Below are 13894 nucleotides of genomic sequence, written 5' to 3'. Positions count from 1 at the left end.
TTTATTGATCACATCTATATATGCTAAAATGAATCAACATTTTTTTACATCAGAATCAGTATCAAAAGGTCATCCAGATAAAATTGCAGATCAAATATCTGATGCAGTATTAGATTCTATTTTAACACAAGACCTAAAAGCTCATGTTGCATGTGAAACTTATATTAAAACAAATATAGTAATAGTAGGAGGAGAAATCACTACAACTGCTTTAGTAAATATAGAAAATATTGTTAAAAAAACTATTCGAGATATCGGCTATATTAGTTTAGATATGGGTCTAGATGCAAATTCTTGTTCAATATTGAGTATAATAAATCAACAATCATCAGAAATTCAAAATAGCATTAAAAATTTATGTTTCAATCAAAAAACAAAACAAGGAGCAGGAGATCAAGGTTCAATTTTTGGGTATGCAACAAATGAAACTGATGTTTTAATGCCAGCTCCCATTACTTATGCTCACCGTTTAATAAAAAAACAATCAGAAGTAAGAAAAAATAAAATTTTACCTTGGTTAGGTTTAGATGCAAAAAGCCAAATAACCTTTGCTTATGAAAATAATAAAATTATAGGAATTAGCGCAGTTGTATTATCTACGCAACATAACCATCGTATCAAATTAATAGATCTACAAGAAGCTGTTATGGAAGAAATCATTAAACCAGTATTACCTAAAAAATGGATATCCAAACAAACTAAATTTTTTATTAATCCTGGAGGTAGTTTTATAATAGGAGGTCCAATTGTTGATTGTGGATTAACTGGAAGAAAAATAATTGTAGATACATATGGAGGAATGGCTAGACATGGTGGAGGAGCTCTATCTGGTAAAGATCCATCCAAAGTAGATCGCTCTGCTGCTTATGCAGCAAGATATGCTGCAAAAAATATTGTAGCTGCAGGATTAGCAGAACGTTGTGAAATACAAGTATCTTATGCTATTGGAGTTGAAACTCCAATAGCATTTAATATTGATACTTTTGGTACAGAAAAAGTTTTACATACAACTTTAGTAGAATTAATAAATCATTTTTTTGATTTTAGCCCACACGGATTAATAACTATGTTGAACTTACTTCAACCAATTTACAAAGATACAGCTGTCTATGGACATTTTGGACGAGACAAATTTCCTTGGGAAAAAACTGATAAAAAAGATCTACTTAAAGATGCAACCGGGATAAAATAAATATTATTTCAAGTAATATGAACAATTAAGATCTTAATATTATAAAAAATACATGTATGCAAACTTCATTATTAGTTTATTTTACAACTTAAAAAAAATATACAATAAATAACTTTTATAATTGATAGATACTATGATTAAAATTATACTTTAATAATACTTAAAATAACCATCAATTGTATATTTAATTTAGATATTTATTAATGATATTTTATTAATTTTAATTAACAACTAAATCAAAAAATTTATGACTAATAATAACATAACCAACTTGCAAAATTATTTTTTAATTGCAATGCCTACATTACAAGATCCGTTATTCAAAAAATCAGTTGTATATATATGTGAACATAACAACACTGGAGCTATGGGGATAATAATCAATAAACCACTCAAAAAATGTACCCTAGAAACTATACTAAATAATTTAAATATTGTAACTAATCAACGCAATTCAATAATCCAATTAAATCTTCCAGTATTTTTAGGCGGACCATTATTAGATGATCGTGGATTTATTTTACATACTCCTAAATCAGGATTTAATTCTAGCGTCAATATTTCCGATCAAGCTATGATCACTACATCTAAAGATATATTAGAAACTTTTGGTACACCTGATCAACCAAAAAATATTTTAGTTGCTTTAGGTTATTCGGGTTGGGCTAAAGGACAATTAGAACAAGAATTAATAGAAAATTCTTGGCTTACAGTACCAGCAGACGAAACTATTTTATTTCATACTCCTGTTATGCATAGATGGAATGCTGCAGCAAAAATACTAGGTATAAATATGTATAATATTATTAATCATATAGGTCATGCTTAATGTTGATAACAGGAATAATTATGGCTTTTGATTTTGGTACCAAAAATATTGGAGTTGCTGTAGGTCAAAAATTTACTCGCACAACTCAATCGCTGAATGTATTGCACTCAATCTCTGGTATTCCAGATTGGAAAAATATTGAACTTATATATAATGAATGGAAACCCTCAAGATTAATAGTAGGATTACCTTTACAAATAGATGGAAGTGAACAATACATTACTACTTTATCAAAAAAATTTGCTATACAGTTAAAAAAACGATTTAATACTAGTGTAGAAATGCATGATGAACGTTTTACAACTGTTGAAGCTCGATCAAGATTCTATTATTATCAATATAATCATAAATTTTTAACAAAAATAAAAAAAACACATATCGATTCAGTAGCTGCGGAAATAATTTTACAAAGTTGGTTAAATACTGATCATTAATTATAATGAATTAATGAAATTATATTTCATATAAAATATAAATAAACATATAACTTTATTATTTAAATAAATATATAACCATATAAATTAAAAATGAATTTAATTCAAAAACAACTACAACAAATACGTAATAAAATACATATCACTGCACATAATATCAACCGTAATCCACAAAATATTAAATTAATTGCGGTAACCAAAAATCAATCAATTGACAATATAAAAAAAACTATATCTTATGGACAGAAAGACTTTGGTGAAAATTATGTTCAAGAAGCCTTAAAAAAAATACATTGGATACAAAAAAATATCAAAGATAAAAAAATTACTTGGCATTTTATTGGATCAATTCAATCTAATAAAAGTCGATTAATTGCTGAAAATTTTGATTGGTGTCATACTATAAGCAACGAAAAATCAATATATTATTTAAACAAACAAAGACCAAAAATACTAAATCAACTAAATGTATTAATTCAAATTAATACTAGCAATAATCATAATAAATCAGGAATAATTACAATAGATCAAATGATTAAATTAGCATCAATTATTAATCAATGTTCAAAATTAAAATTAAAAGGAATAATGGCTATGTCTACTCCAAAATTAGAATTTAAACAACAAATATTACAATTTAAAAAAATATATACTTTTTTTACTCAATTAAAAGACATCTATTCATATGTAGATACATTATCGTTAGGTATGAGTAAGGATATGACAGCCGCTATTTATTCAGGAAGTAATTTATTAAGAATTGGAACTGCTATTTTTGGTAAAAGATCAAATAAACATCATTATTTTACTTAATGAAATTTTTTATTCTTATAAAATTGAATATTTAAAATTTTTATTTTACACATTGTATAATTATTTAAGTAATAATTTAATCTTATTGATTCCGTTGAACAAATATATATATTCATATATATATTATATTTAACAATATAATTATATACAATTATCATGACGTACGCATTAGAAAGTAGCTCTATTTTTACAGCAAAAATATTATTATGGCATAATAATATTAAATTACCTTATTTACCTTGGCAATTAAATAAAACCATATACAAAATATGGATATCTGAAGTTATGTTACAACAAACTCAAGTTGCTACCGTTATTCCATATTATGAAAAATTTATCGAAAAATTCCCAACAATCTTTCAATTAGCAAAAGCTGATTTAAATGAAATATTGCATATATGGAGTGGATTAGGATACTATAAACGCGCAATTAATCTTTATAAAACTGCTCAACTTATCATTAATCAATATGATGGAAAATTTCCTCAAGATTTTAATACACTTTTATCCTTTCCAGGAATCGGAAAATCTACTGCTGGAGCTATATTGTCTTTAGCTCTTAATAAAAGCTATCCTATTCTTGATGGAAATATAAAACGGATATTAATTCGATACTACTCTTTAGAATTTTCTACACTTAAACAAACCCAAATAAACAAAAATTTATGGAATTTAATTGAAACATTAATCCCATCTAATAAAGAAATTGCTCACTTCAATCAAGCTATAATGAATTTAGGTCGATTAATATGTACTTATAAAAACCCAAAATGTAATGTATGTCCTATAAATAATAATTGTCAATCCTTTTTAAAAAATAAAACTAATTATCACCAACACCCACAAAAACCATATCAAAAAAAATATAAACAAAATATTTGGTGGATAATTTTGTTATTTACATATACCCACACAGTATATTTAATAAAACGCTCAAAAACAAGTTTATGGAATGGATTATTTTGCTTTCCTGAATTTCATGATATAAACTCACTAAAATCGTGGCTATACAAACATAATATTCACAATAACAAATGTAATGTTATCGATATAGTACAACATTATGTCAGTAATATCATATTAAAAATTCAACCAATACTAATTAATATTAATACAATAATAATATTTAACGAAGAAGAAAATATTTGGTATAATATACATGAACCACAATCTATTGGATTACCTAAACCAGTAATTATGTTGCTACAGCAACTATGATATTATCAAAAATAAAAAAATAACCAAATTATAAATATAAATTAATTAAAACAAAATGACTAGAATTATTTATTGTGTATTTTTAAAAAAATACTCTGAAGGACTAGACGCTTTTTATTTTCCAGGAGAATTAGGAAAGCGAATCTATAACAACATTTCTCAAGAAGCATGGAAACAATGGCAAAACCAACAAACAATTTTAATTAATGAAAATAAATTAAATATGATTCGTGTTACAGATCGAATCTTTTTGCAAAAAAAAATGGAAGAATTTTTATTTAAAAAATCTTAATTTAAAAATATTAAGAAATGTATAAATATTAAATTAATTAAAAACAAACATATACATCAGTAACACAATGCTTTTTACCACTTATACTCTACAACAAATAATACATAACTATTAATTATTCATAAAATAACAATGGCTTTACTTTTTTGGCAACTACCTGAGAATTAATTACTATTTTTTTCACTTTATTTTGTGAGGATGGTATATCATACATCGTATCTAACAATATATTTTCTAAAACTGATCTCAAACCTCGAGCTCCAGATTTTTTAGCAATTGCATATTTTGCTATAGTACTTAACGAAGATTTAGAAAATTCTAATTTTACTTCATCTAAATTAAATAAAATTGTATATTGTTTTATTAAAGCATTTTTTGGATCCTGTAAAATTCTAACTAATTCACATTCTGTCAATTCATTTAGAACAGAAATTATAGGAAATCTACCTATAAATTCTGGTATTAATCCAAATTTAATTAAATCTTCAGGTTCTATTTCATTAAGAAATGAATACTCAAAATTTGTATCCATATTTATTCTTGGTAACGTATGAAATCCAATAGTACGTTTTTTAGATAAACGTTGTTCAATTATTTTATTCAAACCAAAAAAAGATCCTCCACAAATAAATAAAATATTAGAAGTATTTACTTTAATAAACTCCTGTTGTGGATGTTTTCGACCTCCTTTTGGAGGAATAGCAGCTATAGTTCCTTCAATTAATTTTAGCAAAGCTTGCTGAACTCCTTCTCCAGATACATCTCGAGTGATAGAAATATTTTCAGATTTTTTAGCAATTTTATCTATTTCATCGATATAAATAATGCCACTTTGAGCTTTATGAACATCATAATCACATCCATGTAACAATTTTTGAATTACATTCTCTACATCTTCTCCAACATATCCAGCTTCAGTTAATGTGGTAGCATCAGATATAGCAAATGGTACATTAAGAAATCGAGCTAACGTTTCTGCTAATAGTGTTTTACCGCTTCCAGTAGGCCCAATTAATAAAATGTTACTCTTAAATAATTCTGTATTATTTCTATTATAATTAGTATTATCGTTATTATTTAAAATACCTTGATATTTTAATCGTTTAAAATGATTATATATTGCAACTGATAATGTTTTCTTAGCACACTCTTGACCAACAACATAATTACTTAAATAATGATTTATATCATGAGGAGTGGGAAATTTTTTTAAATTTTCATTATACTCGATAACTTTATCCGATTGTAACTCTCGATCGATAATGTTATTACATAAATCAATACATACATTGCAAATGGACGCTGATTCTCCACTAATTAATTTCAATACCTGTAATTGATTTTTTCCACAAAACGAACAATATAACACTTTTTTTGAATGATGATTATGATTATCATGCATATTATATTACCTATTATTAACTATAAATCTATCAACTACATACAATCAATAGTATTATTATTTAACACATAAACTTATTAATAATAACAAACCTTATTATTATCTATAACCAAATAAATCTGCATATATACCAATACATATTAAATAAAAAATAATATAATATTAAATTCGTTTATTTAATACAAAATCTATCAATCCATAATCCATAGCTTCATTAGCAGATAAAAAGCAATCTCGTTCCATATCTTTTATAATTACATCAATAGACTTTCCCGTATGTTTTGCCATCAACTTATTTATATTGTTTTTAACTTGCAATATTTCCTTAGTATGAATAGCAATATCAGTAGCTTGTCCTCGAAAATAACCTAATGGTTGATGAATCATTACCCGAGCATTCGGTAAGCAAAATCGCTTCCCTTTAGCTCCAGCGGCTAACAAAAAAGCTCCCATTGAAGCTGCATGACCTATACAATAAGTACTAACATCGGGTTTTATAAATTGCATAGTATCATAAATAGACATTCCTGCAGTTATTAATCCTCCTGGAGAATTAATATATAAATGAATATCTTTTTCTGGATCTTCTGATTCTAAAAACATCATTTGAGCAACAATAGAATTAGCTATATGATTCTCTATGACATCAGTCACAAAAATAATTCGCTCTTTTAATAACAAAGAATAAATATCATATGAACGCTCCCCTCGAGCAGTTTGCTCAATAACTATAGGAATTATTCCTGTGTTATAACAACAAAAATTATTTCGAATAGTATTATCATATACCCACTGCATTTTCTGCATATTTTCTCCAAAAAAATTAATATTATCGCAATCTTACTCAAAAAATATAAAAATTACTGATATATTGATACATTTTATTAATATTATTATGTGAAAATTACTTTTCTAAGAAAAACAAATATTTATTTATAATTCAATTATTATTTCTATTGAAAAATAGCATATCACATACGAAATACAAATTTGTTCCGTATCTAATTAATTAGATACGGAACATCGAATAATATCGATTCTTCTTTACCATATTAACTTGTTTAATATGATTTATTTTTACTTATAATATATGTATACATATATTATAAGAATATCATTTTTTGAAACTATATGTTCTTCTTTATTTTTATTATTATATATTGCTTTTTTTGCTTTTCTTCAATAAAAAATTTACTTGTAAAATAATAATAATAATTTTATTAAAAATCATTAAATTCAATCATAATATGTAGAATTTTTATACTATCATAAAATTAAATAGTTTAATTTAAATTATTTAATATATTACACGTGGTATAATATATAAGAAATAAAGATATTTAACTCTATTTATCATTAAAAATAGTATTAATAATATTTTTATTTTTCAATTCATTCATGCAAGTTGTTAGAACAATACTTTACATTTTTTATAATCCGTAGCATAAAAAATAGAACTATACTTAAATTTTTATACAATATTTTCATATATTAAACAAACATTCTAACGTATATGTACACATACATATACAATATTGCCACTTATTTACAAAATAAAAAATTTGTAGTAAAATAAGTAATAAGATTTTTCAAAAACCATATATTATATGAAATTGATTACAAATAAATATATAAAAAAATATATATTTTTTTTATTATATAGTTTAACAATTTTATTAAATGGATGTGATAATGTAATTTTAATGAACCCTAAAGGATCTATAGGCATAGAAGAACGATATTTAATACTCGTTGCTTTTGGAATGATGCTTATTATAGTCATTCCAGTGATAATAATGACTTTTCTGTTTTCCATAAGATATAGATCTACAAATAATAATCACATTCAATATAAACCCAATTGGACTAAATCTAAAAAAATAGAATTAATAATATGGATTGTTCCAATAATAATTATTATTTTATTAAGTATATTAACATGGAATTCAACACATAAATTAGATCCAAAAAATTCTATTTATTCAGATTCAAAAACAGTAGTTAACTCTATTATTGTGAATGTCATTGCTTTAGATTGGAAATGGCTTTTTATTTATCCTCAGTACAATATAGCAGTAGTAAATGAACTTGTTTTCCCAGCAAACATACCAGTACACTTTAATATTACTTCCAATTCAGTAATGAATTCTTTTTTTATTCCTCAGTTAGGCAGCCAAATTTATGCAATGGCTGGTATGCATACACAATTAAATTTAATTGCTAATGAACCTGGAAAATATAAGGGAATTTCTTCAAATTTTAGTGGACAAGGGTTTTCAGGAATGAAATTCATAGTCATTGCGACAAATGATGAAAAAGAATTTAACCAATGGATACAAAAAGCGAAAAAGTCTATCTACCATCTTGATAACATGAATACTTATGAGGAATTAGCAAAACCTAGTACATTTGATCCTATAACTTATTTTTCTAATGTTCAACCTAATTTATTTTATCGAGTTATCGATAAATTTATAAATCGAAGATAAAAGAATATAATTCTAATGATAACAAATAAATAACCTGAATTAATTATAAATCTCTTTTGAAATGAAAGGCACATATAATGCTTGGAAAATTAACAATACACTCTATTCCGTATCATGATCCAATTATTATGTCAACAATAGTTGTAGTTTTTATTATAGGAATTCTAACAATAAGCACTATTACCTACTACAATAAATGGGCGTATTTATGGAATGAATGGTTCACTTCTGTAGATCATAAAAAAATCGGTATAATGTATATTATCGTATCATGTATTATGTTTTTAAGAGGTTTTGCCGATGCAATTATGATGCGTACACAACAAGCACTTTCAGCTATTGGATCTACAGAATTTCTTTCTGTGCATCATTATGATCAAGTAGTTACAGCTCACGGAGTAATCATGATTATATTTATGGCTACTCCATTTGTAATAGGATTAATGAATTTAATAGTGCCGTTACAAATTGGAGCAAGAGATGTAGCTTTTCCATTCTTAAATTCTTTAAGTTTTTGGCTATTCATGGTTGGCGTTATATTAATTAATTTATCTTTAGGAATAGGCGAGTTTGCTCAAACTGGATGGGCAGCATATCCTCCTTTATCAAGTAAAGAATATAGTCCTGGAGTTGGAGTAGATTATTGGATATGGAGTATTCAAATTTCTGGAATTGGAACTACTTTAACTGGTATAAACTTTTTTACTACAATTTTATATATGAGAGCTCCAGGAATGTCTATGATGAAAATTCCAGTTTTCACCTGGACAGCACTATGCACAAATGCATTAATTATTGCAGCATTTCCTATTCTTACTGTAACAATTACATTATTAACTTTAGATCGATATTTAGGAACTCACTTTTTTACCAATGATCTAGGTGGCAATATGATGATGTATATTAATTTATTTTGGGCATGGGGTCATCCTGAAGTATACATTTTAGCATTACCTGCATTCGGAATATTTTCAGAAATAGTTTCTACTTTTTCTCAAAAAAAAATATTTGGATACACTTCTTTAGTCTGGGCCACCATTGCTATTACTGCTTTGTCTTTTTGCGTGTGGCTTCATCATTTTTTTACTATGGGGGCAGGATCTAATGTAAATGCATTTTTTGGAATTATGACTATGATCATTGCAATTCCCACAGGAGTAAAAGTTTTTAATTGGTTATTTACCATGTATCAAGGAAAAATTATTTTCCACTCACCAATGTTATGGGCAGTAGGATTTATTATTACTTTTTCAATAGGGGGAATGACCGGAGTATTATTAGCTGTACCTGGAATTGACTTTGTATTGCATAATAGCTTATTTTTAGTTGCACATTTTCATAATGTCATTATTGGTGGAGTTTTATTTGGATGTTTCGCGGGAGTTTCATATTGGTTTCCTAAAGCTTTTGGTTATATTCTAAATGAAAATTGGGGAAAATGTGCTTTCTGGCTCTGGATAATTGGTTTTTATACAGCATTTATGCCATTATACATTTTAGGATTTATGGGTATGACTCGACGTTTAAGTCAAAATATAGACACTTCATTTTCACCAATGCTAGTAACAGCAGCAATAGGTACATTCTTGATTGGATTGGGAATAATATGTCAATGTATACAAATATTCATTAGCATTTTTAATCGAGATAAATACCAACATTCTAATTACAATAATGCAAACCCATGGAATGGATACACACTAGAATGGTCTACTTCTTCTCCTCCTCCTTGCTATAACTTTGCGAATGTTCCAGTTATTACTGATGATCAAAATGTATATTGGTACGTAAAAAATAGAGACAATATTAATTTGTTACACAGAAAAAAACCATATGCACCTATTCATATGCCAAAAAATACACATGATGGAATACTAATTGCTTTTTTTAGTCTAATGCTAGGATTCAGCATGATTTGGTATATATGGTGGTTATCTATAATAAGTTTTTTTGGAATAATAATAATATGGATAACACGCACATTTAATAATGATACTGAATATTATATACCATCAGATATAATTAAAAAAATTGAATATGCACATAACAAATCAATCATATCAAAAAATGAATATAGATAAAAAAATAATATTTGGCTTTTGGTTATATATAATGAGTGACTGTATCTTATTTGCTAGTTTGTTTTCTATGCATATAGTATTGAGCAATCATTTAAATATAATGATATCTACTGAAGATATTAAAAACATTTTTAATTTAAATTTCGTTTTTATAGAAACGTTATTTTTATTATTGAGCAGCCTTACTTGCAGTAAAAGTATGGTTTATATGATAGATAAAAAATACTTATACAAATCAACACAATGGATATGTATAACTGCATTATTAGGACTATGTTTCATTATAATGGAAATTTATGAATTCTATCATTTAATACAAAATGGATATACTTTGACATATAATGCATTTTTTTCGTCTTTTTTTGTGTTAATAGGAACACACGGAATACATGTAATAGCAGGATTAATTTGGATTATTATTATGATTATACATCTGAATTTAACAGGGCTTACACAAACTAATCTAATTCGATTAAAATGCCTAAATCTATTTTGGCATTTCTTAGATATTGTATGGATATGTGTATTTACTGTAGTATATCTGATAGGGGTTCTGTAATTATATGAATAACGGTAATTTAAATACTTCATATTTAACTGGATTTTTATTATCCTTAATTTTAACAATTATTCCTTTTTATCTCATAAAATATGTTATTTTTAAAAAAATAACATTACTTATTATAATTATATCTTGTGCATTGATTCAAATTTATATCCATCTAATCTATTTTTTACATTTAAGAAATACATCTAATCAAGTATGGACTATTATATCTTTGATCTTTACAATATTTATTTTATTTATCCTTGTATTAGGAAGCGTATGGATTATGACACATTTACATCATAATCTAATGATGTAAATGTTAAACATTATAATTGAGTATATATAATATTATGATAATCCAATATTATTTTTCTTTAATAAAACCAGGAATTGTAATAGGAAATATAATGTCTTCCGTGGGTGGTTTTTTAATGGCATCTCAAGGAGAAATTAATTATATTATATTAATCAATATGATTACTGGATTAACTTTAATTATCTCCTCTAGTTGTGTGTTCAATAATGTTATTGATCGAGATATTGATGCTATTATGATTAGAACCAAAGCTAGAATATTAGCACAGAAAAACAAAACACTTTCTATAAGAAAGTGCATATATTATGCAATAATATTAAACATTTCAGGATTTTTATTATTAGGAATCATAAAAAACTTATATACAATATTTTTATCAGCAATAGGTTTTTTAGTATATGTCGTAGTATACAGTTTATATATGAAACGTACATCAATTTATGGGATGATAATAGGCAGTGTATCTGGAGCAATGCCTCCAGTAATTGGGTATTGTACTGTAATTAATCAATTCGATTTCGGAGCTTTAATATTATTAATGCTCTTTAGTTTTTGGCAAATTCCTCATTCTTATTCTATTACCATTTTTAGATATTATGATTATAAAACAGCTTTAATTCCAACCTTTTTTGAAAAAAAGGGAATTGACTGCACCAGAATACATATGATTATATGTATTCTGGGATTTTATGTCTCTACGATATTTTTGACTATTCAAGGTTATGCCAGTTATGTATTTCTATATATTATCAGTATACTTAATTTATTTTGGTTATACACAGGATGGTATAAATATAAACAAATAAATAATGAACTTTTATGGGCAAAAAAGATGTTTATTTTATCTATTATTATTATTACATCTGTAAATTTAATGTTATCTTTAGATGCAAATTTTATTCGTAATATGTTATAAAAACATAACATATTAAAATTACAATATAATAATTTAATTACAGTCATAAAAAATAATAAAAAATTATATCCACAATTAATCAATCATAAATATAATGTTTCATAATATTAAAGTAACTAGTAATGAATTACGTTTAGTGTGTGTATTAAGTTTAATATTTGCATTACGTATGTCAGGAGTTTTTATGGTATTACCAATACTACCTATTTATGCAATATCTTTAAATGGATCTTATGAGTACTTAATAGGCATTTCAATTGGAATATACGGCATTACTCAAATAATTTTTCAATTACCTTTTGGTTTGATGTCTGATAAAATTGGAAGGAAGCCCGTTATTATTATTGGATTAATAATGTCTGCTTTAGGAAGTGAAATAGCTGCAGTAACAAATGAAATTTGGGGATTAATCATTGGTCGAGCATTGCAAGGTACAGGTGCAATAGGAAGCGTTCTTATAACCTTATTATTAGAATCAATACAAGAACGCAATAGAACTCAAGCTATGGCAATCCTTGGAATAAGTTTTGGTGTAACTTTTACAATTTCTATAATTATAGGACCATTTATTGCAAATAAATTTGGATTAAATGGGTTATTTCAAATTATTACTTTAATAACAGTATTTACTATAATACTGGTTTATTTTTTAATACCAAAAAAACTACCTTCTCCTAATTCAATCAAAAATATGAATTTAACAGATATATTAAATAATATTAAAATTATTATTATTCATCCAGAATTATTAAAACTAAATTTTCATATTTTCTCTTTACATACTGTTTTAATATTGAATTTTATTATTTGGCCCAAAATCCTGACTACACTAGGATATGCATCCACAACATATCATACAATATATTCTATTATCATATTAATTTCTATATTAATATTATTACCATATATTTTTTATATCAACACAAATAAAAATAAAAAAAATATATTAACTATTTCTATAATTATAGTATTTTTATCTGAATTCATCATATTTATTGGTATAAAAAATATATGGCTGACTCTAATTGGAATGCAATTATTTTTTATAGCATTTAATTTAATAGAATCAATTTTACCTGATTTAATTAGTAGACAATCTCCTTCCAATTTTAAAGGAACTGCTATTAGCATTTATTCAATTGGACAATTTTTAGGAGTTGGACTAGGCGGGATTACAGGTGGTATGTTATTAGAAATACAAGAAGGAACACAATTGATTTTACTATTGATATTAGTCATAATGTTCACTAATATTACAATAAATAATAAATGTCATTAAAACTAAAAATAACATTAAACAATTATTATTTACTAATAAATAATTATCAATAATGTATTTTTAGGTAAGTTTAATTGCAAACA

General features: G+C 25.4%; 14 protein-coding genes. 12 read left to right on the top strand and 2 right to left on the bottom strand.

Translation table 11 applies throughout. The features are described 5' to 3' along the window. Window positions 1–28: 28 nt before the first annotated feature. From metK to Bpudo544_RS01250, 6 genes are all read left to right on the top strand, one after another. Entirely contained in the window at window positions 29–1192 is a 1164-nt protein-coding gene (gene metK, locus Bpudo544_RS01275) for a methionine adenosyltransferase (RefSeq protein WP_500825538.1), read from the top strand. A 247-nt stretch (window positions 1193–1439) separates the two neighbouring features. Next, window positions 1440–2021: a YqgE/AlgH family protein gene (locus Bpudo544_RS01270; protein ID WP_500825537.1), complete on the top strand. Its 582-nt coding sequence runs from the start codon at window positions 1440–1442 to the stop codon at window positions 2019–2021. Then, entirely contained in the window at window positions 2021–2455 is a 435-nt protein-coding gene (gene ruvX, locus Bpudo544_RS01265) for a Holliday junction resolvase RuvX (RefSeq protein ID WP_500825536.1), read from the top strand. The genes Bpudo544_RS01270 and ruvX overlap by 1 nt, the downstream gene beginning before the upstream one ends. A gap of 93 nt (window positions 2456–2548) precedes the next feature. Then, complete coding sequence (locus Bpudo544_RS01260) at window positions 2549–3268, top strand: YggS family pyridoxal phosphate-dependent enzyme (RefSeq protein ID WP_500825535.1); 720 nt, start codon at window positions 2549–2551, stop codon at window positions 3266–3268. Between the two features lie 156 nt (window positions 3269–3424). Then, the gene (gene mutY / locus Bpudo544_RS01255) at window positions 3425–4486 is read left to right on the top strand and encodes an A/G-specific adenine glycosylase (RefSeq protein WP_500825534.1); all 1062 of its coding nucleotides are present in this window, start codon (window positions 3425–3427) and stop codon (window positions 4484–4486) included. A gap of 55 nt (window positions 4487–4541) precedes the next feature. Further along, the gene (locus Bpudo544_RS01250; protein ID WP_500825533.1) at window positions 4542–4778 is read left to right on the top strand and encodes an oxidative damage protection protein; all 237 of its coding nucleotides are present in this window, start codon (window positions 4542–4544) and stop codon (window positions 4776–4778) included. 115 nt (window positions 4779–4893) lie between these two features. Here Bpudo544_RS01250 and clpX read toward each other — a convergent pair whose 3' ends face one another. Both clpX and clpP read right to left on the bottom strand, forming a co-directional pair. Further along, window positions 4894–6180: an ATP-dependent Clp protease ATP-binding subunit ClpX gene (clpX, locus tag Bpudo544_RS01245; protein WP_500825532.1), complete on the bottom strand. Its 1287-nt coding sequence runs from the start codon at window positions 6178–6180 to the stop codon at window positions 4894–4896. Window positions 6181–6342: 162 nt separating this feature from the next. After that, entirely contained in the window at window positions 6343–6978 is a 636-nt protein-coding gene (gene clpP / locus Bpudo544_RS01240) for an ATP-dependent Clp endopeptidase proteolytic subunit ClpP (RefSeq protein ID WP_500825624.1), read from the bottom strand. Window positions 6979–7787: 809 nt separating this feature from the next. Between clpP and cyoA the strand changes: the two genes are divergently transcribed. The 6 genes from cyoA (at window position 7788) to Bpudo544_RS01210 (ending at window position 13811) form a co-directional block, all read left to right on the top strand. After that, entirely contained in the window at window positions 7788–8669 is an 882-nt protein-coding gene (gene cyoA, locus Bpudo544_RS01235; RefSeq protein WP_500825531.1) for a ubiquinol oxidase subunit II, read from the top strand. 77 nt (window positions 8670–8746) lie between these two features. After that, window positions 8747–10750 (top strand): cytochrome o ubiquinol oxidase subunit I, encoded by a 2004-nt coding sequence (gene cyoB, locus Bpudo544_RS01230; protein ID WP_500825530.1) that lies wholly within the window; start codon window positions 8747–8749, stop codon window positions 10748–10750. Further along, entirely contained in the window at window positions 10707–11309 is a 603-nt protein-coding gene (gene cyoC, locus Bpudo544_RS01225; RefSeq protein ID WP_500825529.1) for a cytochrome o ubiquinol oxidase subunit III, read from the top strand. The genes cyoB and cyoC overlap by 44 nt, the downstream gene beginning before the upstream one ends. 4 nt (window positions 11310–11313) lie before the next feature. Next, entirely contained in the window at window positions 11314–11616 is a 303-nt protein-coding gene (cyoD, locus tag Bpudo544_RS01220) for a cytochrome o ubiquinol oxidase subunit IV (RefSeq protein WP_500825528.1), read from the top strand. Window positions 11617–11653: 37 nt separating this feature from the next. After that, window positions 11654–12532: a heme o synthase gene (gene cyoE, locus Bpudo544_RS01215; RefSeq protein ID WP_500825622.1), complete on the top strand. Its 879-nt coding sequence runs from the start codon at window positions 11654–11656 to the stop codon at window positions 12530–12532. A gap of 94 nt (window positions 12533–12626) precedes the next feature. Beyond that, window positions 12627–13811 (top strand): MFS transporter, encoded by a 1185-nt coding sequence (locus Bpudo544_RS01210; protein ID WP_500825527.1) that lies wholly within the window; start codon window positions 12627–12629, stop codon window positions 13809–13811. The last annotated feature ends 83 nt before the right edge of the window (window positions 13812–13894 follow it).

This window comes from Blochmannia endosymbiont of Camponotus pudorosus, assembly GCF_059934925.1.
Note: the sequence above shows the minus strand (reverse complement) of the source record. Positions and strands in the feature narration are given on the sequence as shown.